A 26,302-nucleotide genomic window follows, 5' to 3' on the forward strand; every position below is an offset into this window, starting at 1 on the left:
TAGCAGCATGAACAAGACCGTGACACAGCCCGCGAACACCACGGACCACGCCGAGCGGCTGTGGGACGCCGTCCTCGACGGCGACGAGTACGCGGCCACCGAGGCGGTGCTGGCCGCGCTGCACGGCGGCGTCGGGACGGAGGCCGTGCTGCTGGACGTCATCGGCGCGGTGCAGCGCCGGGTCGGGCACGAGTGGGCGGCCAACCGGATCAGCGTCGCGCAGGAGCACGCGGCGACGGCCATCAACGAGCGGGCGATCGTCCACCTCGTCCGCGAGACGCCGCGGCCCCGGGTGACCCGCGGGCGCATCACGGTGTCCTGTGTGGACGGTGAATGGCACGCGCTGCCCGCGCGGCTGCTGGCCGAAGTGCTGACGCTGCGCGGGTTCCGGGTCGATTACCTGGGCGCGCAGGTGCCCACCCCGCACCTGATCACGCACCTGCACCGCACCGGGCCGGAGGCGGTCGCGCTGTCCGGTTCGCTGCCCACCCGGCTGCCGGCCGCGCACGCCACGATCAGCGCGTGCCAGGCCGCCGGGGTGCCGGTGATCGCCGGCGGCGCCGCGTTCGGCCCGGACGGCCGGTGGGCGCGGCTGCTGGGCGCGGAGGCGTGGGCGCCCGACGCGCGCGCCGCCGCGGACCGGCTCGCGGACGACCCGCTGACCCGGCCGCACGCCCCGCACCAGCCGATCGACGACCTGCCGCACCTGGCCGACCAGGAGTACACGCTGGTCCGCCGCAGCTCGCCGCAGCTGGTGCGCGCGGTGTACGCCGGGCTCGAACAGCGCCTGCCCGCGATGCGCGAGTACACCGAGCTGCAGCGCCAGTACACCATCGAGGACCTGGCGCACATCGTCGATTTCCTGTCGACCGCGCTCTACACCGGCGACGCCTCGCTGTTCACCGCGTTCCTGACCTGGACCGCCGACATCCTGGCGGCGCGCGGGGTGCCGCCGGGCTCGCTGATCCCGGCGCTGGACCTGCTGGCCGGTGAGCTGCGGGACTTCCCCAGGGCGACCGCGCTGCTGGCGGAGGCGCGGGAGGAGTTGTCCGGTCGCCTCGGGACCGGCCAGGGCGGGCCGGGATGACCGAACCGCGGCCGCTGACGACGAGCTGGACCACCCACGACGCCCGGACGCTGCACGGCGTCCTCGCCGGGGACCTGGACTACCGCAGCGGCGACGACCTGCTGCGCGAGGTGACCGCCCGGCTGGCCCCGGGCCTGCGCGACGTCCGGCTCCACTTCGGGTCGCTGGACTTCTGCGACTCCTACGGGCTGTCCACGCTGCTGATGATCGCGCGGCGGGTGCAGGGCGCCGGGGCGAACCTGCACCTGGACGACCGGCCGCCGGTGCTGGAGCGGCTGCTCGACATGACGCGCACGCTGGACTACCTGACCGCCCCGGCGCGGAAGGACGGCCAGGGGGATCCCGACTAGCCTCGGGGTTCGGTTCCTGCGCCTCGAGCCGGGGCAGATCGGGCGCGCGGACCTTGGCTGGTGTGGCGGCAGTGCCGCGGCACCGCTTGAACCCGGAGTGGCTCCGCGAGCGAGCCCGCTACCTCCGCCCGGGCCACCCGAACAGGCTCTCGCTGCGCGAGCCACGCACCGGCAACCGCGGGCCGCCGCCAACCGCGAGTTACTCGAACAAGTCCCGCTGCGCAAGCGACGCACCCGCAACCACAGGCACCACCACCGCGAGTTACTCGGACAAGTCCCGCTGCGCAAGCGACGCACCCGCAACCACAGGCACCACCACCGCGAGTTACTCGGACAAGTCCCGCTGCGCGAGCAGCGCACCGGCAACCACAGGCACCACCACCGCGAGCTTCTCGAACAGGTCCTGCTGCGCGAGCAACGCACCCGCAACCACAGGCACCACCACCGCGAGCTTCTCGAACAGGTCCTGCTGCGCGAGCAACGCACCCGCAACCACAGGCACCACCACCGCGAGCTTCTCGAACAGGTCCTGCTGCGCGAGCAACGCACCCGCAACCACAGGCACCACCACCTGCGAGTTACTCGGACAAGTCCCGCTGCGCGAGCAGCCGAGTGGGTGGCTGGTGGGCCCTCACTTCCGCGGGGACTTGCCGGGATTCGCCTCCGGCTCGGGGCGTTCCAGCTTCGGGGGTTTCGGCTTGGCCGCCTTCGGCTCGGGGCGTTCCAGCTTCGCGGGTTGCGGCTTGGCCGCCTTCGGTGCGGCGGCCTTGGCCTGGCCGGTCGCGCTCATCACCGCGCCCTTGCCCTTGACCTCGCCATTGCCCTTGGCCCCGGCGCTGCTCCTGGCTCCCGCGGCACCCCTGGCCTCGGCGTTTCCGTTGGCCCCGGCGTTGCCGTTCGCAATGCCGTTACCGTTCGCAATGCCGTTACCGTTCGCGGCGCCGTTACCGTTCGCAGTGCCCTTGGCGGTCGCAGCACCGTTACCGTTCGCAGAACCCTTGCCGGTCGCAATGCCGTTACCGGTCGCAATGCCCTTGCCGGTCGCGGTGCCCTTGCCGGTCGCGACGCCATTACCGGTCGCAGAACCCTTGCCGTTCGCGGGACCGTTGCCGTTCGGGCGGCCGTCCTTCGCCCCGCTCTCCGCGAGCGCGGCGCCGACCGTGCCGGGGACGCGGACCTGCGGAGCCACAGCGGCGACGTCCGGCGCGACAGGCCGCACCGGCGCCGCGGCCAGGGTCTCCGGCGCAACCGCCCGGTCGGGCACCACCGCAGGTCCGGCAACGGCCGCGACGGCCGCGAGCGTGACCGCGGCGGCCATCTTCGAGATCGCCGTCACCCCGCCACCGGCGGCCATCGACGCCGCGGGCGCCCCGCCGCCGCCCAGCAGCCGTCCGAGCAGCGGCAGCAACGCCAGCGCGGGCAGCCCGCCGTTGACGGTCTCCAGCACCGCGGCGACCCGGTGGCACTTGGGGCAGCCGGCGAGGTGCGCCGACACGGCCCGGCCCTGCCGCGCGGTCACCTTCCCGCGCGTCCACGCCCCCAGCCGCCGTCGCACGCTGCGGCAGTCCTCGGCGCGCGCCGCGGGCACGTGGGCCTGCAGGAACGCCTGCCGCAGCCCCTCACGGGCACGCACCGCCAGCGCGGCGACCCCGTTGGCGGTCATGCCCAGCTCCGCGGCCAGCGCCGCGGGCCGGGTGCCCAGCATCTCGGTGTGCCACAGCACGTACCGCCAGCGTGGCGGCAGGGTCTCGAACGCCGAGAGCGCCACCTGGCCGGTGAGCCGGTCGATCACGATCTCCTCGACGCCGGGCGCGCCCTCGTCGCGGGTTACGGCCCACGGGTCGCACCGCTCGCGGCGGCGCCCCCAGTCCATCGCCAGGTTCCGCAGCGTCACCAGCAGGTAGGGGCGGAACCGCTCGGCCGGACCCGCGCCGTCGCGGATCGCCGCGAGCACCCGCAGGAACGATTCGGCGACCAGGTCGTCCACCTCGGACCGGTCCCGCCACATCATCGACGCCACCCGGCGCGCCGCGGGCAGGTGCCGCCGGAAGAGACGGTCGTAGGCGAGCAGGTCGCCCGCGCGGACCGCCTCGATCAGGTCGGCATCGACGTCCGTGTCCCCCGCCATGGTCCTCCTCGTCGCCCGGGCGCCTTTGCCCGAGGAGACTCCGCACTCGCGAGTTTCGTTACGGGGCAGCCTGCCATGCCGCGTGGATCACCGCACGGGATTGGTCAGAAATCCGCGGCCTTGCCGATGTAGATCTCGCTGAACGAGGCCGCCGCGGCGGGCGACCCGAGCAGACGGCGCAGCCGGGCCTGCGCCAGCCGGGCGCGGAACGGGTCGGCCGGCGGGTCGACGGTGGAGCTGTGGAAGATGTCCGACAGCCACTGCGAGAACTCCTGGTACTGCCACACGCGGGCCAGGCAGGTGTCCGAGTAGCGGGCCAGCGGGCCGTCGTCGCCGCCGTAGTGGGCCTCGATCGCCTCGGCCAGGTGGAACGCGTCGTGCAGGGCGAGGTTGAGGCCCTTCGCCGCGATCGGGGCGACCAGGTGCGCCGACTCGCCTGCCAGGAACAGCCTGCCGCGGGACATCGGCTCGTGGACGTAGTTGTGCATGTCGAGGACGCGTTTCTCGATCAGCTCGCCCTCGACGAGCGGACCGTCCGGCACCCCCAGCCGCTGGTGCAGCTCGGACCAGACGCGCTCGTGCGGCCAGTTGTCCTCGGAGTCGCCCGGCGGGCACTGCAGGTAGAAGCGGGTGACGGTGGGGGTGCGCGCCATGTGCGCGGCGAACCCGCGGGGGTGGATGCCGAACAGCACGCCGTCGGCGCTGGGCGGGGCCTCGGCGAGCAGCGCCAGCCAGCCGATGCCGTAGTCGTGGGTCAGCAGATTGCCTGCGAGGTGACGCCGCGTGACGCCCTGCGCGCCGTCGCAGCCGGCGATGAAGTCGCAGCCGAGGCGGCGGGCGGTGCCGTCGGCTGCGGTGAAGGTGACCGCGGGCGTGGCCGATTCGATGTCGTGCAGTGCCACTTCCCGGACCCCGAACTCGATGTCGCCACCCTTGTCGGCGTAGTGCGCGACCAGGTCGGTGACGAGGAGCTGCTGCGGGTAGACGAAGTGCCGCTGGCCGGCCCACTGCTCGTAGGAGAAGGGGTGGCGGCCGTTTTCGAACCGGAACTCGAAGCGGCCCTGGCTCGGCGCGGTGGACAACAGCTTGTCGGCCAGGCCGCGCTCGTCGAGCGCGCGCACCGCCCACTCCTCGATGAAGCCGGCGCGCGGGCGGGCCTCGATGAAGGCGCGGGTCTGCTCCTCGAGCACCACGCAGCCGATTCCCCTGTCCCGCAACACGTTGGCGAGGCCGAGCCCGGCGGGCCCGGCCCCCACGACGACGACCCCGGTGCGCGCGACCACGATCCCTCCCCAGGTGGTGCGATTGCGGCAGTGTGCCGGAAAGCGCCCGGCGCTGCAACGGTTTCCGGGGAGGTCGTGGATGGTGGTCTCGGCGCGCTCAGGCGCCGGCCGCGGTGGGCGGCCGCCTGGATCAGCGGGCCGGGCCGCGGCGCGACCGCTCGACGGGCCGTCCGGGCCGCTGCGCAGGCCGATCCTGGTACGGGATCGCGTAGGTGGCCAGGTGCTGGCGGACCGCGGCGCCGTCGGTGGTGCCCACGGGCGCCGCGTCGGGGGCGCGGCCCTCGAAGACCTCGGCCACGAACCGGGCGACCTCGGGAGGCGGCGGCAGCAGGTCGGTCCCGTAGTAGCGGACCACGCTCAGCTCGTGCCCGGCCGTGGTCTCGATCGCCACCGCCCAGCCGTCGTGCTCGTTCCACACCAGGGCCGTGTCCTGGGCGGGGTGGTCGCGCAACCGGTCGTCGAGCGCGAGGTAGGCGTACGCCGGCGGCGGGTCCAGGTGGGCGTAGTAGGCCTCGCCGCTGCAGCCCAGCTCCTCGGCGACGGTGTTGACGTAACGACGCAGCCCGGAGGCCGCCGCGTGCTCGTATTCCAGATGCATCTCACGCCCCGTTGAGTGAGTAGTCGGCCGTGCGGGCGGACTACCACCTGACCGGGTGACCAAAACCCCTCAACCGACCACGCCGAGTCCCGTCGCCGCGTGGACCTCCAGCCGGACGAACTGCGCCTGCGGAACCGCCTCGACGGCGAAGTGGTCCCCGCGATGGGGATCGTCGACCGTGGCGGGCTCGAGCCAGGTGAAGCTCCGCAGCGCCCGGGCAGCGGCCTCCACGGCCTCGAACGCCTCCCGCTCGGTGCCACCCACGAGCGCGGCGACCTCGATCGTGCCGCTCGGCCGCCGCCGCGGCTCGCTGACCTCGATGTCCTCCTCCGACGGGAGCGTGTGCCGCCGGAGCTCGCCGGCCAGGCCGCGCACCATGTCACGCGCATCGATCCCGTCCGCGCCGGATATTTCCGCGACGATCACGACCCGCGTGCTGGTGACAGCGTGCGCCAGCTCCATAATTTCACGGATCTCGTCCTCGTCGAACCCGCCCTCCGGGCCGAGCGGTTCGAGCTCTTCGACCTCGATCTCCTCCGGCTCGGTGCCGAACGGGTCCTGCCCACGCTTGACGAACATCGTCGCGAACGTGCCGTCCGGCAACTCGGCGCGGTAGACGCGGCCGAAGGGCTGCCCGCCGATCTCGGTGACCTCCAGCAGCGCCGGGTCCAGCCCGATCACCTCCAGGTGCCCGAGCGCCACCCGCCGGATCGCCTGGATCCCGCTTTCGCCGTCCCGGGATCGGGACCGGATCAGCAGCCGGGCGTCGTACGGTCCCGGCGGATCGCTGTTGGCCGGCCCGATCGAAAACCGCCACGCTCCCAGCGCCGCGATCAAGTGCTGGCAGGCCGTCACGGCATCCCCAAGGCTGGGCGCCGGGAACCACAGCTGCAGGTCCGTGACCACATCCGTGTCACGGAGCTCCTCGGAGATCGTCACTCCGCGGGATCGTAGTCCAGGTTGGGGCGCAACCACTTCTCGATTTCCGGCTGCGGCAGTCCGCGTCGCCGGGCGTAGTCGGTCACCTGGTCGCGTCCGAGGCGGCCCACGGTGAAGTACCGGGACTCGGGGTGGGCGAAGATCAGCCCGCTCACGCTGGCCGCCGGGGTCATCGCGAACGACTCCGTCAGCCCGAGGCCCAGGTCCGACGCCTGGAGCAGGTCGAACAGCTCCCGCTTCTGGCTGTGGTCCGGGCTCGCCGGGTAGCCGAGCGCGGGCCGGATCCCGCGGAACCGCTCGGCGTGCAGGTCCGCCAGCGACGGCTGCGCGTCCGGCTCGAACCACTCCCGCCGCGCCTCCAGGTGGATGTACTCGGCGAACGCCTCGGCCAGGCGGTCGGCCAGCGCCTTCACCATGATCGCCCGGTAGTCGTCGTTCTGGGACTCGTAGTGGCGCGCCAGCTCCTCGGCCCCGTGCACGGTCACCGCGAACCCGCCGAGGTGGTCCCCCGCAGGCGCCACGTAGTCGGCGAGGCAGCGGTTCGCGCGACCGTCCGGTTTGGACGTCTGCTGGCGCAGCATCGGGAAGCGCACCCCGTTTTCCAGCACGATGTCGTCGCCCTCGCTGTGCGCGGGCCAGAAGCCGTAGGCGCCGCGGGCCTCCAGGAGCTCGTTCGCGACGATCTCGTCGAGCAGCGCGTTCGCGTCGTCGAACAGCTCCCGCGCCACCGGCTGCTCCAGGATCGCCGGGTACTTGCCCTTCAGCTCCCACGCGAGGAACAGGAACTGCCAGTCGATCATCTCGCGCAGCGCGGGCAGCCCCGGCGACACCGCGCGCACCCCGGTGAACGACGGCACGGGCAGGTCGTCGAAGGACACCCGCTCCGGGTTGGCCCGCGCCTGCTCCAGCGTGAGCATCGGGCGGCGCTGCTTGCCCGCGTGCTGCTCACGCAACCGCTCCTGCTCCGCGCGGTTCGCCGTGTCCAGCGCCGCCGCGCGGTCGGGGTCGAGCAGGTCCGACACCACCCCGACGACCCGCGACGCGTCCAGCACGTGCACCGTCGTGTGGTCGTACGCCGGCGCGATCCGCACCGCGGTGTGCTGCCGGGACGTGGTCGCGCCCCCGATCAGCAGCGGGATCTTCAGCCCGCGCCGCTGCATCTCCGTCGCGACCGACACCATCTCGTCCAGCGACGGCGTGATCAGCCCGGACAGGCCGATCGCGTCGGCGTTCTCGGCGACCGCGGTGTCCAGGATCTTCGCCGCGGGCACCATCACGCCGAGGTCGATCACCTCGTAGTTGTTGCAGCCCAGCACGACGCCGACGATGTTCTTGCCGATGTCGTGCACGTCGCCCTTCACGGTGGCCAGCACGATCTTGCCCTGGCCGCGCTCGGTGCTCACCTGCCCGGACCGGCGCAGCTCCTCCTTCTCCGCCTCCATGAACGGCTCGAGGTAGGCCACCGACCGCTTCATCACGCGCGCGCTCTTGACCACCTGCGGCAGGAACATCTTGCCCGAGCCGAACAGGTCGCCGACGGTCTTCATGCCGTCCATCAGCGGACCCTCGATGACCTCCAGTGGCCGCGCGAAGTTCTGCCGCGCCTCTTCGGTGTCGTCCTCGATGTAGTCGACGATGCCGTGCACCAGCGCGTGCCGCAGCCGCTCCGCCACCGGAGCCTCGCGCCACGACAGGTCCACCACCCGCTTGCGGCCCTGGCCGCGGACCGTCTCGGCGAACTCCACCAGCCGGTCGGTGGCGTCCTCGCGCCGGTCGAACAACACGTCCTCGACCAGTTCCAGCAGGTCGGCGGGGATGTCCTCGTAGACGGTGAGCTGGCCGGCGTTCACGATGCCCATGTCCAGGCCGGCGCGCACCGCGTGGAACAGGAACGCCGAGTGCATCGCCTCGCGCACGACGTCGTTGCCGCGGAAGGAGAACGACAGGTTCGAGATGCCGCCGCTGGTGCGCGCGCCCGGGCAGCGCTGCTTGATCAGCGGCAGCGCTTCGATGAACGCCTTGGCGTAGCCGTTGTGCTCGGCGATGCCGGTGGCGACGGCCAGCACGTTGGGGTCGAAGACGATGTCCTCGGGCGGGAACCCGGCCTCGCGCGTGAGCAGGTCGTAGGCGCGGGCGCAGATCTCCACCTTGCGCTCGGTGGTGTCGGCCTGGCCCTTCTCGTCGAAGGCCATCACGACGACACCGGCGCCGTAGTCGCGGATTCGGCGGGCCTGGCGCAGGAACTGCTCCTCGCCCTCCTTGAGGCTGATCGAGTTGACCACGCCCTTGCCCTGCACGCACTTGAGCCCGGCCTCCAGCACGCTCCACCGCGAGCTGTCGACCATGATCGGGATGCGGGCCACCTCCGGCTCGGTGGCGATCAGGTTGAGGAACGTCGTCATCGCGTGCTCGGAGTCGAGCAGGTCGGCGTCCATGTTGACGTCGAGCAGGTTGGCGCCGCCGCGGACCTGGTCCAGCGCGACGTCGACGGCGGCCTGGTAGTCGCCGGACTCAATGAGCCGCCGGAACTTGGCCGAGCCGGTGACGTTGGTGCGCTCGCCGATCATCACGAACCCGGTGTCGGCGCCGATCTCGAACGGCTCCAGCCCGCTGAACCGGGTGTGGGTGCGCGGCGGCGGCACCTCGCGCGGAGCCGCGCCGGAGACCGCCTGGGCGATCTTGGCGATGTGCTCGGGGCCGGTGCCGCAGCAGCCGCCGACGATGTTGACCATGCCGGTGCCGGCGAACTCGCCCAGCATGCGGGCTGTCTCGTCCGGCGTCTGGTCGTAGCCGCCGAACGCGTTGGGCAGGCCGGCGTTGGGGTGGCAGGCGACGTAGGTGCCCGCCAGCCGGGAGAGCTGTTCGACGTGCGGGCGCATCTCCTCGGCGCCCAGCGAGCAGTTCACACCCACGACCAGCGGGCGGGCGTGCTCGATCGCGCTCCAGAACGCCTCGACGGTCTGGCCGGACAAGGTGCGCCCGGAGAGGTCGACGATCGTCACCGAGATCCACAGCGGCAGGTGCGGGGCGACCTCGCGGGCCGCGGCGATGGCGGCCTTCGCGTTGAGGGTGTCGAAGATCGTCTCGATGAGCATCAGGTCGACGCCGCCCTCGGCGAGCGCGGCGATCTGCTCGGCGTAGGCGTCGCGGACCTCGTCGAAGGTGACCGCGCGGTAGGCGGGCTCGTCGACCTTCGGCGAGAGGGACAGGGTGACGTTGAGCGGCCCGATCGAGCCGGCGACGAACTTGCCGCCTGCTTCGTCGGCGGCTTGGCGGGCCAGCTGGGCGCCGCGCACGTTCATCTCGCGGACGAGGTGCTGCAGGCCGTAGTCGGCCTGGCCGATGCTGGTCGCGGTGAACGTGTTGGTCGTGGTGATGTCCGCGCCCGCGGCGAGGTACTGCCGGTGCACGTCGAGGATCAGGTCGGGGCGCGTGAGGTTGAGCAGGTCCGGGTCGCCGGTGACGTCCTGCGGGTGGTCGCCGATCAGGTCGCCGCGGTAGTCGGCCGGGGTGAGGCCCGCGCCCTGCAGCATCGTGCCCCAGGCGCCGTCGAGGACGGCCACCCGGTCGCTCAGGATTTCCCGCAGAGCCTTCGTCGTGTCCACCGGCGCCCTCCCAACTGTCGGGAGGCGCCCTTGTTGCGGTTCACGGGGGCCGAGCGTGGCGGACCTGGGTCCGTTGCAGCGCCTCTCGGCCTGGCGAACACAGTACTGGACGCCCCGCGGCGGCACCAAAACCGTTCCCGCGATGTGGACGCACCCGGCCGGAGGTGAGGAAGTCGCCCGATGCCTCGCGCGGCCTCCTGTTCCTGCTCCCGACACGAACGAACAGCACGACCGGGGAGGTACGGGGCCGCGAAGCCGGGCGAGACCTTCGTCGTCTCGGCGGCCTCGCGGGTCACCGGGGCGCTCGCCGGGCAGATCGCCAAGCAGCACGGCTGCCGGGTCGTCGGCATCACCGGCTCGCCGGAGAAGGGCGCCTGGCTGCGTGAGCTCGGGGTCGACGCGGCGGTCGACCGCACCACTGGCGACCTCGGCGAGGCCCTGCGCGAGGTGCGCCCGGACGGCATCGACGTCTACTTCGACAATGTCGGCGGAGCGGTGCTGGACGCCGCGCTGGGGAACATGGCGCTGTTCGGCCGGGTCGCCGTGTGCGGCTGCTGAGCGTGTACGACCGCGACGAGCCGGCGCCGGGCCCGGCGCGGTTCGACCAGATCCTGATGGCAGCCGGCCCGATCGAGAACCGACCCGGAACGTAGAACGGCGGGCCGGCTTCCCCAAGCCGGCCCGCCGTCGGAGACCGCCTGCCCAGTGGCCCCGACCGGCCGGGCATCGACCTCCCGCGGGCACCATCCCCCGACGGAACCCGCTTTCCCCGCCGTGCGGTGCCCCGAGCACCCGCACGTGCTCCTCCAGTATGCGCCCGGGAAGACCGTTCCGGGCAAGGCGGAAGTCCTCAAAGTGAGGACTTTGTGCCCATTGCCGTCCACAGTGGATCTTTCCCGCTACGCTCGGGCCATGCGCGCGTTCGTGGTCACCGCTCCCGGCGCGGGCGCCGTGGTCGAGGTCGAGCCGCCGTCCGCCGCGCCGGGCGAGGTCGTCGTCGCCGTGGCGCGGGCCGGGATCTGCGGCACGGACGCGGAGTTCTTCGACGGCAGCATGCCTTACCTGCACGACGGGCACGCCCGGTATCCCATGCGGCTGGGCCACGAGTGGTGCGGCACGGTCGTGGAATCCGGCGACGGCGTCGACCCGGCCTGGCTGGGCAGGCGGGTCACCGGGGACACGATGCTCGGCTGCCGCGCCTGCCGCCGGTGCCGCGGCGGCCGCCAGCATCTGTGCGAGACCCGCACCGAGATCGGGATTCGCGGCGGGCGGCCGGGCGCGCTGGCCGAGCGCCTCGCCGTGCCGGTGACCGCGCTGCACCCGCTGCCGGACGCGGTCGGGGCGGCGGCGGGCGCGATGGTCGAGCCGGGCGGCAACGCGCTGCGGGCGGTGCGAGGCGCGGATCCGCGGCCCGGCGACCGGGTCCTCGTCCTCGGCCCTGGCACGATCGGCCTGCTGTGCGCGATGTTCGCCCGCGCGGCCGGCGCGGAGGTGCACCTGCTGGGCGCCACCGCCGCGTCGCTGGAGTTCGCCCGCTCGCTCGGTTTCCGGAACGCCTGGTCCCCGGACCGCTTGCCGGAGCTGCCGTTCGACGCCGTGATCGACGCGTCCGGGGCGCCGGAACTGCCTGCCAGGGCGGTGGAACTGGTCGAGCCGGGCGGCCGGGTCGTTTACATCGGCCTGGCCGGGCGGCCGAGCCTGCTCGACACGCGCCTGCTGGCGTTGAAGGACGTCACCGCGGTCGGCGTGCTCTCGGCCTCCCCCGGCCTGGCCGGCACGATCGAGCAGTACGCGAGCGGCGCGGTCGACCCGGTGCCGCTGGTCGCCGCCACCGTCGGGCTCGGCGAGGTGGCCGCGGTGCTCGCCGGTGACCGGCCCGCCGGCGGGGCGCCGAAGATCCACGTCGACCCCCGCCGCTGACCTCAGGCGTGCGCGCCGACCGTCACCGGGCCGATCGTCAGCCGCGGCTCCCGGCCGAGGACCTCCCCCAGCCGGGCCACATGTTCGTCCAGCTCGAGCCGGTGCGCGGCGCTCAGCGTCGTGAACGGTTCGACGGTGAGGTGGACCGCCCGGCCGGAGCGGCGCTGGTGCCACAGCCCGCCGGCCACGCCGTCGACGAGCAGCACCGGGAAGTTGCCGGCCTGCCCGCGGGCGAGGCACCGGTGCGCGGCCACGCCGGGGAAGAGCAGTTCCCGCGGGAAGCTGCCGACGACGTGGGCGTCGAACAGCGGCAGCAGCCGCAGCGCGGGCGGTGTCCGCCTACCCGGCAGGGTGTCGTCGGCGTTCAGCCACATGCGCTCGCCGTCGAGATCGACCGGACGCAGGGCGCTGCGGGCGAACAACGCCGACGCCCACTCCACGGGAGCGGACAGCCAGCGCGCGAAGTGCTGGGGCGTGGCCGGCCCGTAGGCGTGCAGGTACCGGGCGAGCACGCCGGTCAGCGCGGTTTCGGTCTCCGCGGGCCGGAACCCGGGCAGCCACCGGCGCGGGCTGGTGTAGGTGACCTGCCGCCCGCGGTCGCGGCCGAAGCACAGCGCGCCGCGGTGCGCCGCCGTCGCCAATGCCTGGCGCCAGCGCGGCCAGAACCCCTGAAACGCCGGCATGACGAGGTCTCCCGCCCACGAACCGACACGGTCGACGAGCGCCTCGGTGAGTTCGTCGGCGGTCAGTTCGGCGCCGGCGAGCGCGTCCGCGACGGCCTCGACGATCCGGTCGGTCTGCTCGTCGGTGAGCCGCACCGCGGACGGCATGGTCGAACGCTGTGGGACCGCGGGAAGCGCACCGGTCCACAACGCCAGGTCGTCGGCCGGCAGCAGGTGCACAGTGCCGCGTGGGCCGAAGGTGCGGATCAGCGTGTGGTCGGCCACCGCATCGCGGACGTCGTCCGTGGTGCCGCCGGTGCGCAGGGCGACCGACATCTCCGCGGCGGTGCGGACCTGGGCGTGCGCGCCGCACATCGCGGCGACGACGTCCGCCGGGCTCGCCCCGGGGCGGGACAGGAAGTGCCGGTCGAGCCGGCGGGCTTGGACGGCGGTCCACGAAACACGGTCGGTCATGATCTGAACGCTAGGCCGCAAAGCGGTCAGAATCCGTCCTCGATGGCGTCGACCAGGCCCCAGTCCAGCGCAGTCACGGCGCTCAGGGGCCGCCCGGACAACGCGGGCCACAGCGTGCGCCACCGGCCGATCCGGCGCGGCACGCTCACCGTGCCGCCCGCGCCGGGGATCAGGCCCATCGCGACCTCCGGCAGCCGGAACACGGTGTTCGGATGCGCCACCACGCGGCCCGCGAACGCCGCCAGCTCGATGCCCGCGCCGACGCACGCCCCATGCACGCGCACCTCCGCGCGCCCGGCGATCGCGTGCAGCGCCCGCGCGGCACCGGCCCTGGTGCGGACGAAGTGTGCGGTGACCAGGTCCGGGGTGGTGCCGAACTCGTCGAGGTCGCCGCCCGAGCAGAACGCCGGACCGGCCCCGTCGAGCACCACCCGGCAGTCCTCCGCCGCGGCGGCCCGCAGGGCGTCGGTGAGCGCGTCCCGAAGCTCGCGGCCGTACGCGTTGCGACGGTCGGGCCGGTTGAGCGTCACGCGGAGCACGTCGCCGTCGCGAGCCAGGAACACCGGCGGTTCGGTCGCGGGCGGGGGCAGCGGCCGGTTCCCGCGATCGCCCAGCCACCGCGCGAACTCCGGCCCGCCGAGCAGCGTCGAGTAGGCGAACGACTCGACGTCCAGCGCCGCGCCGACGTCCAGGCGGCCGCTCGCCCGCAGCACCTGGCTCAGCACCAGCGCGGCCTGCGGGTTCGCCTCGGCCGCCTGCCGCAGCACCTCGGCGTCGCCCGCCGGGTCGTCGCTCGCCGCGAACTGGGGGCCGCTGCCGCAGCCGGTGGCCGCGAACGTCAGGTCGAGGGCGTCGGCCAGCGCCCAGCGCTCGTCGTCGACCGCACGGCAGGCGACCCCGACCAGGATCCGTTCGGACGTCCGGGCCGCCCGCGCGGCGGCTTCGACGACGTCGGCGGGCACGGGCTCGTCGAGGTCGACCACGACCAGCGGCCGCCGCACCTGACCGGCGTCGTCCAGGAGCGGGTCATGCGCGGCGCCGTCGGCGAGCGCGGCGATCTCCACGGTCATGCCGAGCGGGCCTTCCGGCGTGCCCGGGCCGCGGGCCGCTTGCGCACGCCGACGGTCATCAGCGCGATGTCGACGTAGCGCTCGGCCAGCTCGTCCGGCGACAGCGGGCCGCCGTCCGGGTGGTACCAGCGGCCGATGGACTGGAGCATGCCCAGCAGCGCCCGCGCGGTCTCAGCGGGCCGCTCCGCGACGAACAGCCCCTCGGCCACCCCGTCGGAGACGATCCGCGTGACGAGGACCTCGATCTCCTTGCGCCGCGCGGCGTACCGCTTGCGGTTGGCCGGGGACAGGTGCCGCAGCTCGAAGTCCAGCGCGGCGAGCCGGGTGCGGTGCGCCATGTGCAGCACGATCGCCTCGACGGCGTTGACCAGCTGCAGGTCCGGCCGCTCGCCTGCTTCCTCGACGGCCTGCCGCACCCGCCAGTCGAGGTCGCTCGTGGCCTCCTCGACGAGCGCGGTGAACACGCCCTCCTTGTTCTCGTGGTGGTAGTACAGCGCCGGCACCGTCTGGCCGACCCGCCGCGCGATGTCCCGCACGGGGGTGCCGTGGAAGCCCTGCTCGTAGAAGGCTTCCAGGGCGGCTGCCAGGATCGGGGTCAGTTCGAGCGGTCCGTACTCCCGCCACGCGCCCGCGGGTCGCGTCATGTCCAGCCCATCGAAGAAGTCACCGGAAAACGATAACGGGACGCGGCGGCGGGCCGGGGCGCCGCCGCCGCGTGCCAGGTCAGCGCGGGGCCATGCGGATGGCGCCGTCGAGCCGGATGGTCTCGCCGTTGAGCATCGGGTTCTCCACGATGTGCCGGGCCAGCGCCGCGAACTCGGTCGGATCGCCCAGCCGCGAGGGGTGCGGGACCTGCGCGCCCAGGGAGGCGATCGCCTCCTCCGGCAGGGTCGCGAACAGCGGCGTGTGGAACAACCCCGGCGCGATCGTCACCACCCGGATCTGCAGGCTCGCCAGATCCCGCGCGATCGGCAGCGTCATCCCGACAATGCCGCCCTTGGACGCCGAGTACGCGGCCTGCCCGATCTGCCCGTCGAAGGCGGCCACGGACGCGGTGTTGACGATGACGCCGCGTTCCTCACCCACCGGCTCGGCCTTGGCGATCCGTTCCGCGGCCAGCCGGATCACGTTGAACGTGCCCACCAGGTTGACGTTGATGACCTTGACGAACCCGTCCAGCGGGAAGGGCCCCTGCTTGCCCACGGTCTTGTGCGCGTTGCCGATGCCCGCGCAGTTCACCGCGATCCGCAGCGTGCCCAGCGCCTCCGCCGCGTCCAGCGCCGCGGACACCTGAGCCTCGTCGGTCACGTCGGCCGCGGCGAACACCACCCCGTCGCCCAGCTCCTTGGCCACCGCCTCACCCTGCGATGAGGGCAGGTCCACGATGACGACCTTCGCGCCCTTGCCGTGCAGCTCCCTGACCGTCGCCAGCCCGAGCCCGGACGCGCCACCGGTCACCAGCGCGACCGCGTTGCCGACCTCCATGTCGCAACACCCCTTCCGTTCGCCCGTTCCGGCCGCAGCCGGAACCTTGCTTAGCGCACGTTAAGGGAGATCTACCGCGTGGGGAAGGGCCGCGGGGCGGATGTCTCAGCCGCGGGACTCGACGGCGAGCGCGATCAGGTCCGGCATCCAGTCCGCGCTCGCGCCGAGCAGCGCCTGCGCCTCGGCGACCGCGGCGAGGCGGACCTCCACCACCTGCTCGCCGTCATCGGGATTGCCCGGCTCGCCGACGATCTCCACCTCGGCCGCGCACCACAGCCACGCCTTCTCCGGGTGCGGCTGGTGCGGGCGGTAGGGCTCGGGCCGGTCGCTGACGCAGTGGTGCGCGCCGATCCATCGCAGCTCGCCGGCCAGCCGGGCGCCGGCCTCCTCGGCCAGTTCGCGGGCGACGCACTCGCCGATGCTCTCCCCCGCCTCCCGCGTGCCGCCCGGCAGGAACCAGCCGTACCGCTCGTCCCGGCACACGACGATCCGGTCGCCGACGAAACCGGCCACGTGGACGTTGGTGACCAGCTCGTCGGCAGGCGCCGAGGTGGAGAACACGGCGTCGAGACCGCCCCACTCCCAGCGTTGCGGCGCGAACAGCAGCGGGCGGTCGATCTTCATGGACCGGATCGTACTGGCCGGCCGCGGTCGGTCAGGCCAGGTTCTGCCCGGCCAACTGGCTGCGGATGCGCCGCCAGGCCAGCGCGTAGGGCTCGGCCGGATCACCCGGCCGGACGATGCCCTTCGCGACGTCGGAGCGGGAGCGCGCGAGCTCCTGCTCGGCGAGCGAACGCGGTACGTGGAGAACTTCGACGATCTGCCAGAAGAGCTCGCCCGGCCCGGCTTCGGTCCCGTCCGCCATGCTCGCAGAATGGCGGCTCCCGCCTGCCTCCGCCACCGCAACGCCGGATTCCACGCGATCGGAGCCCGGCCGGGTCACGAGACTGTCTCCTCCACGACCCCCTCGGCCGCCGACGTCACCTCGTCGGCCTGCAGTTCGGACCAGTCGAGCCCGATCGCGGCGACCACGTCGTCGAAAATGGGTGTCCGGTCGCTCATCGCGCGCCCGGAACAGGCTTGGCACACATACGTTCCCCTCCAGCGTCGTGCACAGCCACGGCGAGGTCGGAAATTAACACGCGGCCAGCAGCGGCCGCCACGCGGAATCCCATGAACGGGGGACACCTTTCCGGGGATCGGGACGGAGTTTGCCGTTGGCCCGCAGGGGGAAACCCCGGCCGCGTGGACCATGCGCAGGCGCCGGTGATCGAAGCCATCCAGCGGTACCGCGAACGCGGTCACCTGGGGTTCATCCCGCCCGGGCACAAACAGGGGCGCGGCGTCGACCCGCGGCTGGCCGAGGTCGTGGGCCGGGACGTGTTCGCCTCGGACATCATCCTCATGAACGGCCTCGACGACCGCCGCATGTCTCAGGGCGTGCTGGCCAAGGCCGAGGAGCTGATGGCCGACGCCGTGGACGCCGAGGAGGCGTACTTCTCCACCTGCGGCAGCTCCCTGTCGGTGAAGAGCGCGATGCTCGCCGTCGCCGGACCGGGCGACGAGCTGCTGGTGTCCCGCAACGCGCACAAGTCCGTGGTGGCCGGGCTGATCATCAGCGGCGTGCGGCCGGTGTGGGTGCACCCGCGGTGGGACGGGCGGTTCCACCTCGCGCACCCACCGGGGCCGGAGGACGTCCGGGACGCGTTCGCAGCGCACCCCGGTGCCAAGGGGATGCTGCTGATCACGCCGACCGACTACGGCGGGTGCGCCGCGATCCGGGAGACCGCGCGGGTGTGCCACGACCACGACGTGCCGCTCATCGTGGACGAGGCGTGGGGCGCGCACTTCCCGTTCCACCCGGACCTGCCGTCGTGGGCCATGGACGCCGACGCCGACATGTGCGTCACCAGCGTGCACAAGATGGGCTGCGGCCTGGAGCAGGGCTCGGTGTTCCACCTGCGGGGCGACCGGATCGACCCGCAGGCGCTGGCGTCGCGGGCGGACCTGCTCGGCACGACGAGCCCGAGCGCGCTGATCTTCGCCGGGCTCGACGGCTGGCGGCGGCAGATGGTGCAGCACGGCGAGGAGCTGCTGGGACGCGCGCTCGAACTGGCCGCGTCGGTGCGCGCGGAACTGGCCGCGATCCCCGGGATCCGCGTGATGGAGCGGGACGACCTGGTCGGGCCGCGGCTGGCCGACGACCACGATCCGCTCAAGATCGTGCTGGACCTCGCGGAGCTGGACCGGTCCGGCTACGACGCGAGCGAATGGCTGCGCGAGCACCACCGGCTCGACATGGGACTGTCCGACCACCGGCGGATGGCCGCGCAGATCACGATCGCCGACGACGAGGAGACCACGGGGCGGCTGCTCACCGCGATCCGCGACCTGGCCGACCGCGCCGGCGAGATCCGTCCCGCCAAACCGGTCGACCTGCCCGAGCCGGGCGAACTGGAGCTGGAGCAGGCGATGCTGCCGCGCGACGCGTTCTTCGGTCCCATTGAGGACGTGCCGCCGGAGGAGGCGATCGGGCGCGTGTGCGCGGAGGTCATCAGCCCGTACCCGCCGGGGGTGCCCGCGGTGGCGCCGGGCGAGGTGATCACCCGGCCCGTGGTGGACTACCTGCTGAGCGGCCTCGACGCGGGCATGTACCTGCCCGACCCGGCGGACCCGCAGCTGAAGACGTTCCGCGTCGTGCAACGCTGACGGCGCTCAACAGAAACCGGCGTCGTGCGCCATGAGCGCGATCTGCGTCCGGTTGCCGGCGTCCAATTTGGACAGGATCCGGGTGATGTGCGCTTTCACCGTGGCCACGCTGAGGAACAGCTCCGCGGCGATCTCGGCGTTCGTCAGGCCACGGCCGACACCGAGGGCGACTTCGTGCTCGCGCGGGCTGAGTGCGGCGAAGGCGGCGCGGGCGCGTTCGTAGGATCCGGCTTCGACCGCGGCCCGGTCCATGAGCCGTCGCGTGATGCGCGGGGACAGGATCGGATCGCCCGCGGCGACCCGGCGCACGGCGTCGGCGATCTCCGCGGGCGGCGCGTCCTTGAGCAGGAACCCGCTCGCCCCGGCGCGGAGCGCGCGCAGCACGTTCTCGTCGGTGTCGAACGTGGTCAGCACGACCACCTCGGGCGGGTTCGGCCGCGCGCGCGTCCGGTGCGTGGCGAGGATCCCGTTCAGGCGCGGCATCCGGATGTCCATCAGCACGACGTCGGCGGGGTGCGCGTCGAGCGCGGCAGGCACCTCGTCCCCGTCGCCGGCCTGCCCTACCACGGCGATGCCCGGCGCGCCGTCGAGCATCATCGTCAGACCGGACCGCACGAGGGCGTCGTCGTCCACGATCAGCACGCGGGTCACGCCGGCCACGGCAACTCCGCCGCCAACCGGAACTCCCCCGCCACCGCGCCGTGATCCAGCCGCCCGCCGGCCAGCCGCACCCGCTCGGTGAGCCCCACCAGCCCGACCCCACCGCCCGGGCCCGGCGCGGCGCCGGACACCGGGTTGGACACCACGATGCGCAGCCGGGCGCCGGGCGCGCCGCCCAGTTCCACGCGGACCGGGCTGCCGGGGGCGTGCTTGCGGGCGTTGGTCAGCGCCTCCTGCAACACGCGGTAGGCCGTGCGGCCGGTGGCGCCGGGCACCGCGGCCGCGTCGAGCGTGTCCCGCACCTCGACCGGCGTGCCGACCGCGCGCGACTCCTCGACCAGCTCGGACAGCCCGGCCAGCGTCGGCAGCGGCCCGTCCGGATCCTCGTCGGTGTCCCGCAGCAGCGCGATCACGTCCCGCAACTCGTTCAGCGCCTGGTGCACCGTGGCCCGGATGACGCCGGCCGCCTGCGCGATCCGCTCCGGCGAGCTGTCCGGCCGGTACTCCAGCGCCCCGGCGTAGGTCGCCAGCAGCGACAGCCGGTGCGCGAGCACGTCGTGCATCTCCCGGGCGATGCGGGTGCGCTCGGCCGCGCGGGCCTCGGCGATCCGTCGGCCCTGCTCGGCCTCGGCGCGACGGGCGCGTTCGGTGAGCGACAGGATGAGCTGGCGGCGGGCTTCGGCGAGCGCGCCGCCGCCGACGAGCGCGGCGTGCCCGAGGACCACCAGCACGACCCACCACTCGTAGGGCAGGCCGGGCGTCGGCCGCCACAGTCCGCGCACGAGGTGGCCGGCGACCCCGGCCGCGGCGACCCCCACCGCCACGGCCAGCGGACCGCGCCGCGCGATCTGCACGACACCGACGCTCGCCGGCGGCGTCGCGGTCGGGACGAACGCGGTCAGCACCATGAGCACCACCGCGGACGGCACCGGCCACCGGAACAGCAACGGCACCAGCGCGCAGCCGAGGACGCCGACCACGAGATCCGCGACGAGCGGCGCGCCCCGGACACCCGAGACGATCTCCCCCGCCGCCGTCGCCGCGAACCCCGCCGAGGCGGCGATGGTCAGCGCCGTCCTCCCCCGCTCGCAGAGCAACTCCCCGTGCACGTGGAGGAGCGTACGGGTGCGAGAGCCGTGACGACCAGCGACCAAAGTCGACCTCGGTCCCCACCGTCGGTCGACGCGCGGCCGGTGGTTCTCCGCCAGACTGGCGGTCATGACGGCTTCCAGCACGATCGAGATCCCCGCCGCGGGCGCCTACCGCATCGACGCGGCCGGGTCACGCCTGTCGTTCACCACGCGGCACTTCTTCGGCCTCGGCCCGGTGCGCGGCACGTTCCGGCTGCGCGAGGGGCGGGTGACGGTCGCCGACCCGGTGACCTCCTCCGCGGTGGCCGCCACCATCGACGCGGCGAGCATCGACACCGGCAACGCCACTCGCGACCGCACGGTGCGGTCCGGGCAGTACCTGGAGACCGAGCGGCACCCCGACATCACCTTCGCCTCGACGACGATCGAGCGGGACGGCGCCGGCTGGGTCCTGCGCGGAACGCTGACCGTGCGCGGCACCAACGGCCCACTGGACGTCCACGTCGACTCGGCGGTCACCGAGGGCCCGCGGCTGCGAGTGCGCGCGCACAGCCGGGTGGACCGCTACGCCTTCGGCGTGACGGCGATGAAGGGCATGACCGGGCGTCACCTCGACCTGGAGCTGGAGCTGGTCGCCGAGCGGGCCTGAACCGCCCACACGGCGGGCATTGCCCCGCCGGCGGGGTGGCCCACCCCCGTGCGGATTGGCGAACACCGTGCAGGCGAGCGTCAACCGCCCAGCGCCGCGCTCGCCGAGCCGAGCGATTTCTCCGACAGCGGCAGCCATTCCGGCATCCGCAGCGGCGCGGGCTGCTCCGTGCACACCATCACCGGCCCGCGCCGCGACTCCACCTCCAGCGTCCCGTCCGCCCGCAGCCGCACCGTCACCGCCGCCGCCTCCGGCTCGCCGGGACCGCCCGTGTGCCGCGAGTGGTCCTTGGTCCGCAGGTAGAACGCGCCCAGCCCGAACGCGGCGAACACCAGCAGCCACAGCGGCCCGAGCATCAGGTACCCGAACGACGCCGAGTCGGTGAACGTGGCCGCGACCCCGCTCTGCATCGGCCCGTACGTGGGCAGGAACCGCAGCACCGCCTGGTCCTTGCCCGGGTTGATCACCGGGTTCTGCACCATCACGTCGACCAGGCTGACCATGATGATCACGAACATCCCGGCCAGCTCGGTCGGCACCGCCACCCCGAGCGCCACCCCGAGCCCGCCGTAGATGAGCCCCGCCGACAGCAGGCTCAGGAACAGCATCCCGCCGGAGTGCGGATCGCAGTAGAACCCCATCACGATGCTCGCGTAGCCGGACACCACCGTCGCGACCAGCACCAGCCCCGCCAGTTTCGCCAGCAGCAGCACCGGCCGCGGGAACCCGGCCATCACCAGCCGCTGGTCGAACTCCCGCGCCCGCCGCACCGACGCGAACAGCATGAACCCGATGATCAGCGTGAGCGCGTTGAGCGCGCCGGAGATCAGGGCGAGCTCGCTCGCGTCGACCGTGATCGGCGCCGGCGCGATCCGCGACTGGTACTCGATCGGCCGCGACGGGATCACCGTGCGCACGATCGCCAGCCAGCACGGGATGAAGAACACCACCAGCGACAGCGCCAGCCGGTTGCGCGCGTGCTGCGCGACCTCGAACGCGATCGCCTTCAGCAACGCGGCGTGCCAGGTCGTCGAGTCCGCGATCCCGGCCTGCCAGCGCCGGGCCCGTTCCACCAGCTCACCGACGGTCATGACGCCGCCTCGAGTTCGGCGCCCGCCATCGCGTCGGTCGGCTCGACCTGGCCGCGGGCCAGCCGCAGCAGCCGGTCGAACCGTTCGGTGTCGTGCGCCAGGTGCGAGATGACCAGCACCGACCGGCCCTGCGCGCGCAGCTGGTCGGTCAGCGTCCAGAAGGTCAGGTAGTTCTCCCAGTCGAACCCCTGGTACGGCTCGTCCATCAGCACCACGTCCGGGTCGTGCATCAGCGCCAGCGTGAGGTTGAGCTTCTGCCGCGTGCCGCCGGAGAGCACCCCGGCGCGGGTGTGCCGGAACGGGTTGAGCCCGAGCCGTTCGGCCACCGACTCGGCCACCGTCAGGTCTTCCAGGTGGTAGGCGCTCTGGAAGTACCGCAGGTGCTGGCCCACGGTCAGCTCGTCGTTGACGACGATCCGCTGCGGGCAGTAGCCGAGCCGGCCGCGGTGCACCACTTCGCCGCGGTCGGCGCGCAGCACCCCGGCGAGGATGCGCAGCAGGGTGGACTTGCCCGCGCCGTTCTCGCCGAGGACGCCGAGCAGCTCGCCGGGCCGCAGCCCGAACTCGACGCCCCGCAGCACGTGGCGCGCCCCGAAAGACTTGTGCAGGTTCACCGCCTGCAACACGTAGTCCGAATTGGACACTGTGGACACCGGATCTCCCTTCCCGGTCAGCGGGTCCGGCGGGTGGCCTGGTGCACGAGTTCCGCGCAGGCGCGACGGGCCGTCGCGGGCAGGTCCGCCGCCTCCAGCGCGGCGAGCGCCTCGCGGGCCCTGGCCTCGATCAGCTCGCCGACCGCGTCTTCGGCGCCGGTGTCGGAGATGACGGCCCGCAGCCGCGCCGCGCCGTCGGCGTCCAGGTCCGGATCGCCGTGCAGCCGCCGGATCACCTCGCGCTGCCCCGGCCGCGCCCGCCGCCAGGTCAGCGCCATCAGCACGGTCTGCTTGCCCTCGCGCAGGTCGTCGAGCACGGACTTGCCGGTGGTGCCGGGTTCGCCGAACACTCCGAGCAGGTCGTCGCGCAGCTGGAACGCCTCGCCGAGCGGGCGGCCGTAGGCGGTGCACCAGCGCAGCAGATCGGGGCCGCCCCCGGCGAGCGCGGCCCCGATCTGCAACGGCCGTTCCACGGTGTAGCCGGCGGTTTTCAGGCGCAGCGCGCGCCAGGCGCGGTCGAGCACGTCCTCGGTCCACTCGCCGCCGAGGTCGAGGTACTGGCCGACCATGACCTCGCTGCGCATCGCGTGCAGCACCGGCGCGGCCCGCCGCAGGTCGTCGTCGTCCACGCCCGCGGTCAGCAGCATTTCGTCGGCCCAGGCCAGGCACAGGTCGCCGAGCAGGATCGCGGCGTTCACCCCGAAGCGCGCGGCCGCCTCGCGGTCGTCGCCGTGGTAGCGGGCGGCGAGCCGGCGGTGCATCGACGGGCGGCCGCGCCGCAGGTCGGGGTGCGGTCACATCGGCGAGCCGAGTCGACATGAATTCTCCTCGAGTGCTGGGGAAAGACGCGGTCGGAGAAGTAGCACCGGAGCGGACGGGTGAAACGGCGAATTCGCCGCACCACACTTCCGGGAGCCGGGGCCGACCATGTGAGCGAGGATTCGCGTTTCCTCATCGCGGACGGTGAACAACTCAGCGGCGCGATGAACCCGTTGCGGCGCAACGGAAACAAAAACTCGTTCGAATGAAGCTGCGCGGCGGGCTTGAAACCGGGCCCGCGCTTCGGGCACCGTGGAGTTGTCCGGCGATCACCGGAAACCCGAAATCCCTTGTCTGGCAGCGTTTTCCGCTTCGTTCGAACCGCCGCCCGAAATGGGCGGAACAGGAGGACCCGCATGACCGTCCCCATCCGCACCGGGAAAGTGGTGCCGCTCTTCGCCGCGCCCGGCGCCGATGTGCTGGTGCCAAACGAAATCCGCTGGCACGGCGGCACCGAACCGTGCCCGGCCGCTCCCCTGCTCGCCGGGGGACTGCGCCGCCGCGGGCTGCGCGTCGCGGACGGGGTCGTCCTGGCCGGATCGGGCCCGCCACCGGGGATCCCGCCCGGCGGGCGAGCCGCCCTGGCCCCGGACTGGGCAGGCGCGCCGGCCGGTACACCGGGGCCTGCCCTCGCGGTGGGACACCTCAACACGGGGAATCTGCGCCAGGGACACGGCGAAGCAGTTCGCGCGGAGCTGGCCGCGGCAGCCAAGGCGATGCGGCCGCGCGTGGTGCGGCTGGCCGCGCCGCGGTCGTTCTGCGCGGGTGTCGAACGGGCGATCCGCACCGTGGAGCGGGCGCTGGCCGAGCACGGCCCCCCGGTCTACGTGCGCAAGCAGATCGTGCACAACACCCACGTGATCAACGAGCTGGCCGCGCGCGGCGCGGTGTTCGTCGACGAGCTGGACCACGTGCCGCGTGGGCAGCTGGTGATCTTCTCCGCGCACGGGGTGCCGCCGTCGGTGCGCACGCACGCCCGGGAGCGGGCGCTGCGGGTCGTCGACGCGACCTGCCCGCTGGTGTCGAAGGTGCACGCGGAGGCGCGGCGCTTCGCCGGGCGCGGCGACACGGTGGTGCTGATCGGGCGCCACGACCACGAGGAGGTCGTCGGCACCGCGGGCGAGGCGAAGGAGTCGACGGTGGTCGTGGAGACCGCGGGCGACGTGGCGGGGCTGCGGGTGCCGGATCCGTCGCGGGTGTCCTACCTGACGCAGACGACGCTGGCGGTGGACGAGACGGCCGGGGTGGTCGACGCGCTGCGCGCGCGGTTCCCCGCGCTGCGCGGGCCGCGGTCGGACGACATCTGCTATGCCGCGACCAACCGGCAGGCCGCGGTGCGCGCGGTGCTGGACGAGGCGGACCTGCTGCTGGTCGCGGGCTCGGCCAACTCGGCCAACTCCCGGCACCTGGTGGAGCTGGCCCACCGCCACGGCACGCCGGCGCACCTGGTCGACCGGTGCGAGGACATCCGGTTCGCCTGGCTGCGCACCGCCACCACGGTCGCGGTGACGGCGGGCGCCTCGGCGCCGCCGGAGCTGGTGGACCGGATGGTCGCGGCGCTGGGCGGGCTCGGCCCGGTCACGGTCGAGGAGCGGGTCGCCGCGGTGGAAACCGTGCGGTTCGGCGAACCGGCGGTTCCGTCGTGACCACCGTGCGGCTGCGGCCGTTCTACTGCCCGGTCGAGTCGCGGATCCACCCCGACGTCGACCTGATCGAGGAACGCGCCATCGCCTGGCTGGACCGGGTCCGCTTCTATCGCGACGAGACGGAGCGGACGCGGATCGTGGGCACGAACAGCGCCGAGTTCTACGCCCGCTTCGCCCCGGACGGGATCACGGAGAACGTGGAGGCCGCGGCGCACTGGGTGTACTGGGGTTTCGCGTTCGACGACGCCCGGTGCGACTCCGGTGAGTTCGCGCGCTCGCCGCACGAGTTCCTGGTGATGGCCGGGCACGCGCAGCGCGCGCTGGAGAACCCGTGGCACCCGCCGCCGGACGGCGATCCGATGGTCCTGGCGCTGCAGGACATCGGCCGCACCTTCGCGGCGTGCGCGACGCCCGTGCAGGTGCGCCGGTTCGCCGAAGCCCACCGCGCGTGGCTGTTCGGGGTGGCGTGGCAGATCGCGTGCCGGGGCCGCGGCCGCATGCCAGACCTGGCCGAGTACACCGCGATCCGGCTGAACAGCGCGGGCGGGCCGCCGACGCTGGCGATGCTCGAAATCGCCGCGGGGCAGGAGGTTCCGGCCGCGGAAATGGATTCACCGGCGGTGCGGGCGCTCACCGAGATGACGATCCTCGTCGCCTCGTGGGACAACGACCTGCACTCCTACCGGAAGGAGGAAGACGAAGGCGAAACCGGCATCAACCTGATCAACGTGCTGCGCGCGCGGCACGGGCTCGGCGCGGAGGAGGCCGTGGTGCGGGCCTACGCGCTGCGGGACCGCGTGATGAACCGGTTCCTGCGCCTGCGCTCGGAGGTCGCGGCCAAGCCGGTCAGTGCCGCGCTGCGGACCTACCTGGACGGGCTGGGCCACGCGATCCGCGGCAACACCGACTGGGCCCTGCGGGTGCCGCGCTACCACGGATACACCGGCCCGGGCGAGGACCCGCGCTGGGCCGACGAGCCGTCGGACCCATGCCCCGACCCGGTGCCCATCCCCGCCATCACCTGGTGGTGGGACTCGTTGTGAACACTTGTGGAGGAGTCATGAAGCGAAACGTCATCCGGAGCCTGATCGCCGTCGCCACCCTCGGCTCGGCGCTGGCGCTCACGCAGGTGCCGGCGTCCGCACAGGAGGCAGGCTGGGCGCCGGTGCAGGACCTGGGCAGCGCCTACTTCTGCCAGGCCGCGGGCATCGCCGGGCAGACCTTCGGCCGCTGGCAACCCGGCGACTGGCGGTGCGTCGGCCCGGTCCTGTGGGTCCGCAACGACCCCCTCCTCGCCGGCGGCGCCCCAGCGTGATCCCCCGCCGGGGCGAGGGCACAAGCACCAGCTCGGCCCGGCAGCGGCCGGTGTGAGACGTCGATCCG

Annotated in this window: 27 protein-coding genes and 1 riboswitch; of the genes, 9 read left to right on the top strand and 18 right to left on the bottom strand. The window is 73.3% G+C overall.

Annotated elements, in window-relative coordinates; all coding sequences use genetic code 11:
* The first annotated feature begins 7 nt into the window (after window positions 1–7).
* Both AMYTH_RS0112005 and AMYTH_RS0112010 read left to right on the top strand, forming a co-directional pair.
* Window positions 8–1,087: a cobalamin B12-binding domain-containing protein gene (locus AMYTH_RS0112005; protein WP_027930530.1), complete on the top strand. Its 1,080-nt coding sequence runs from the start codon at window positions 8–10 to the stop codon at window positions 1,085–1,087.
* The gene (locus AMYTH_RS0112010; protein WP_027930531.1) at window positions 1,084–1,437 is read left to right on the top strand and encodes an STAS domain-containing protein; all 354 of its coding nucleotides are present in this window, start codon (window positions 1,084–1,086) and stop codon (window positions 1,435–1,437) included. Before AMYTH_RS0112005 ends, AMYTH_RS0112010 begins: the two co-directional genes overlap by 4 nt.
* Window positions 1,438–1,762: 325 nt before the next feature.
* Here AMYTH_RS0112010 and AMYTH_RS0112015 read toward each other — a convergent pair whose 3' ends face one another.
* From AMYTH_RS0112015 to metH, 6 genes are all read right to left on the bottom strand, one after another.
* The gene (locus tag AMYTH_RS0112015) at window positions 1,763–2,008 is read right to left on the bottom strand and encodes a hypothetical protein (protein ID WP_157360582.1); all 246 of its coding nucleotides are present in this window, start codon (window positions 2,006–2,008) and stop codon (window positions 1,763–1,765) included.
* Window positions 2,009–2,068: 60 nt separating this feature from the next.
* Entirely contained in the window at window positions 2,069–3,565 is a 1,497-nt protein-coding gene (locus AMYTH_RS49920) for a sigma-70 family RNA polymerase sigma factor (protein ID WP_051362646.1), read from the bottom strand.
* A 104-nt stretch (window positions 3,566–3,669) separates the two neighbouring features.
* The gene (locus AMYTH_RS0112025; RefSeq protein WP_027930533.1) at window positions 3,670–4,848 is read right to left on the bottom strand and encodes a 4-hydroxybenzoate 3-monooxygenase; all 1,179 of its coding nucleotides are present in this window, start codon (window positions 4,846–4,848) and stop codon (window positions 3,670–3,672) included.
* Between the two features lie 130 nt (window positions 4,849–4,978).
* The gene (locus AMYTH_RS0112030) at window positions 4,979–5,446 is read right to left on the bottom strand and encodes a DUF6292 family protein (RefSeq protein WP_027930534.1); all 468 of its coding nucleotides are present in this window, start codon (window positions 5,444–5,446) and stop codon (window positions 4,979–4,981) included.
* A 69-nt stretch (window positions 5,447–5,515) separates the two neighbouring features.
* Window positions 5,516–6,385 (bottom strand): hypothetical protein, encoded by an 870-nt coding sequence (locus AMYTH_RS0112035; RefSeq protein ID WP_027930535.1) that lies wholly within the window; start codon window positions 6,383–6,385, stop codon window positions 5,516–5,518.
* Window positions 6,382–9,990 (bottom strand): methionine synthase, encoded by a 3,609-nt coding sequence (gene metH, locus AMYTH_RS0112040; RefSeq protein WP_027930536.1) that lies wholly within the window; start codon window positions 9,988–9,990, stop codon window positions 6,382–6,384. Before metH ends, AMYTH_RS0112035 begins: the two co-directional genes overlap by 4 nt.
* Before the next feature lie 15 nt (window positions 9,991–10,005).
* A riboswitch (S-adenosyl-L-homocysteine riboswitch) is annotated at window positions 10,006–10,083 on the bottom strand.
* An 87-nt stretch (window positions 10,084–10,170) separates the two neighbouring features.
* Here metH and AMYTH_RS44670 point away from each other — a divergent pair.
* Both AMYTH_RS44670 and AMYTH_RS0112055 read left to right on the top strand, forming a co-directional pair.
* A complete protein-coding gene (locus tag AMYTH_RS44670) occupies window positions 10,171–10,548 on the top strand; it encodes a zinc-binding dehydrogenase (RefSeq protein ID WP_027930537.1) in 378 nt (125 codons plus the stop codon).
* Between the two features lie 354 nt (window positions 10,549–10,902).
* Window positions 10,903–11,910 (top strand): zinc-dependent alcohol dehydrogenase, encoded by a 1,008-nt coding sequence (locus tag AMYTH_RS0112055; protein WP_027930538.1) that lies wholly within the window; start codon window positions 10,903–10,905, stop codon window positions 11,908–11,910.
* 2 nt (window positions 11,911–11,912) lie between these two features.
* On the opposite strand, the gene AMYTH_RS0112060 is transcribed toward AMYTH_RS0112055, so the two are convergent.
* From AMYTH_RS0112060 to AMYTH_RS50870, 7 genes are all read right to left on the bottom strand, one after another.
* Complete coding sequence (locus AMYTH_RS0112060) at window positions 11,913–13,046, bottom strand: winged helix DNA-binding domain-containing protein (protein ID WP_027930539.1); 1,134 nt, start codon at window positions 13,044–13,046, stop codon at window positions 11,913–11,915.
* Between the two features lie 26 nt (window positions 13,047–13,072).
* Window positions 13,073–14,116 carry an enoyl-CoA hydratase/isomerase family protein gene (locus tag AMYTH_RS0112065; RefSeq protein WP_027930540.1) on the bottom strand — a complete coding sequence of 348 codons (1,044 nt, stop codon included), beginning with the start codon at window positions 14,114–14,116 and terminating at the stop codon, window positions 13,073–13,075.
* On the bottom strand, window positions 14,113–14,760 hold the full coding sequence (locus AMYTH_RS0112070) for a TetR/AcrR family transcriptional regulator (RefSeq protein WP_027930541.1): 648 nt from the start codon (window positions 14,758–14,760) through the stop codon (window positions 14,113–14,115). Before AMYTH_RS0112070 ends, AMYTH_RS0112065 begins: the two co-directional genes overlap by 4 nt.
* A 79-nt stretch (window positions 14,761–14,839) precedes the next feature.
* On the bottom strand, window positions 14,840–15,601 hold the full coding sequence (locus AMYTH_RS0112075) for a 3-hydroxyacyl-CoA dehydrogenase (RefSeq protein ID WP_027930542.1): 762 nt from the start codon (window positions 15,599–15,601) through the stop codon (window positions 14,840–14,842).
* A gap of 105 nt (window positions 15,602–15,706) precedes the next feature.
* Window positions 15,707–16,225, bottom strand: a complete 519-nt coding sequence (locus AMYTH_RS0112080) for an NUDIX domain-containing protein (RefSeq protein WP_027930543.1) — start codon at window positions 16,223–16,225, stop codon at window positions 15,707–15,709.
* 31 nt (window positions 16,226–16,256) lie between these two features.
* Window positions 16,257–16,466 carry a hypothetical protein gene (locus AMYTH_RS0112085; protein WP_027930544.1) on the bottom strand — a complete coding sequence of 70 codons (210 nt, stop codon included), beginning with the start codon at window positions 16,464–16,466 and terminating at the stop codon, window positions 16,257–16,259.
* Window positions 16,467–16,540: 74 nt separating this feature from the next.
* Window positions 16,541–16,663, bottom strand: coding sequence for a hypothetical protein (locus AMYTH_RS50870; RefSeq protein ID WP_267283890.1), 123 nt, complete (start codon window positions 16,661–16,663; stop codon window positions 16,541–16,543).
* Window positions 16,664–16,846: 183 nt separating this feature from the next.
* On the opposite strand from AMYTH_RS50870, the gene AMYTH_RS0112095 reads away from it, so the two are divergent.
* Window positions 16,847–18,310, top strand: a complete 1,464-nt coding sequence (locus AMYTH_RS0112095; RefSeq protein WP_027930545.1) for an aminotransferase class I/II-fold pyridoxal phosphate-dependent enzyme — start codon at window positions 16,847–16,849, stop codon at window positions 18,308–18,310.
* A 6-nt stretch (window positions 18,311–18,316) separates the two neighbouring features.
* Here the strand turns inward: AMYTH_RS0112095 and AMYTH_RS0112100 are convergent, their stop codons facing one another.
* Both AMYTH_RS0112100 and AMYTH_RS0112105 read right to left on the bottom strand, forming a co-directional pair.
* Window positions 18,317–18,970, bottom strand: a complete 654-nt coding sequence (locus AMYTH_RS0112100) for a response regulator transcription factor (protein WP_027930546.1) — start codon at window positions 18,968–18,970, stop codon at window positions 18,317–18,319.
* A complete protein-coding gene (locus AMYTH_RS0112105) occupies window positions 18,958–20,079 on the bottom strand; it encodes a sensor histidine kinase (protein ID WP_027930547.1) in 1,122 nt (373 codons plus the stop codon). The genes AMYTH_RS0112100 and AMYTH_RS0112105 overlap by 13 nt, the downstream gene beginning before the upstream one ends.
* A 109-nt stretch (window positions 20,080–20,188) precedes the next feature.
* Between AMYTH_RS0112105 and AMYTH_RS0112110 the strand changes: the two genes are divergently transcribed.
* The gene (locus tag AMYTH_RS0112110) at window positions 20,189–20,710 is read left to right on the top strand and encodes a YceI family protein (RefSeq protein ID WP_027930548.1); all 522 of its coding nucleotides are present in this window, start codon (window positions 20,189–20,191) and stop codon (window positions 20,708–20,710) included.
* Window positions 20,711–20,790: 80 nt separating this feature from the next.
* Here AMYTH_RS0112110 and AMYTH_RS44675 read toward each other — a convergent pair whose 3' ends face one another.
* Genes AMYTH_RS44675 through AMYTH_RS44680 form a run of 3 tightly spaced genes read right to left on the bottom strand, consistent with a single transcriptional unit; the run spans window position 20,791 to window position 23,236 of the window.
* Entirely contained in the window at window positions 20,791–21,801 is a 1,011-nt protein-coding gene (locus AMYTH_RS44675) for an ABC transporter permease (protein ID WP_051362647.1), read from the bottom strand.
* Entirely contained in the window at window positions 21,798–22,454 is a 657-nt protein-coding gene (locus AMYTH_RS0112120; RefSeq protein WP_228684728.1) for an ABC transporter ATP-binding protein, read from the bottom strand. Before AMYTH_RS0112120 ends, AMYTH_RS44675 begins: the two co-directional genes overlap by 4 nt.
* A 17-nt stretch (window positions 22,455–22,471) precedes the next feature.
* The gene (locus AMYTH_RS44680; protein WP_228685278.1) at window positions 22,472–23,236 is read right to left on the bottom strand and encodes a polyprenyl synthetase family protein; all 765 of its coding nucleotides are present in this window, start codon (window positions 23,234–23,236) and stop codon (window positions 22,472–22,474) included.
* 393 nt (window positions 23,237–23,629) lie between these two features.
* Between AMYTH_RS44680 and ispH the strand changes: the two genes are divergently transcribed.
* Genes ispH through AMYTH_RS48790 form a run of 3 tightly spaced genes read left to right on the top strand, consistent with a single transcriptional unit; the run spans window position 23,630 to window position 26,234 of the window.
* Window positions 23,630–24,919, top strand: coding sequence for a 4-hydroxy-3-methylbut-2-enyl diphosphate reductase (gene ispH, locus AMYTH_RS0112135; RefSeq protein WP_027930550.1), 1,290 nt, complete (start codon window positions 23,630–23,632; stop codon window positions 24,917–24,919).
* Window positions 24,916–25,962, top strand: coding sequence for a terpene synthase family protein (locus tag AMYTH_RS0112140; RefSeq protein ID WP_027930551.1), 1,047 nt, complete (start codon window positions 24,916–24,918; stop codon window positions 25,960–25,962). The genes ispH and AMYTH_RS0112140 overlap by 4 nt, the downstream gene beginning before the upstream one ends.
* A 17-nt stretch (window positions 25,963–25,979) precedes the next feature.
* Complete coding sequence (locus AMYTH_RS48790; protein WP_027930552.1) at window positions 25,980–26,234, top strand: hypothetical protein; 255 nt, start codon at window positions 25,980–25,982, stop codon at window positions 26,232–26,234.
* Window positions 26,235–26,302: the final 68 nt, after the last annotated feature.

Origin of the sequence: Amycolatopsis thermoflava N1165 (genome assembly GCF_000473265.1) — a bacterium.
Taxonomy (GTDB): domain Bacteria; phylum Actinomycetota; class Actinomycetes; order Mycobacteriales; family Pseudonocardiaceae; genus Amycolatopsis_E; species Amycolatopsis_E thermoflava.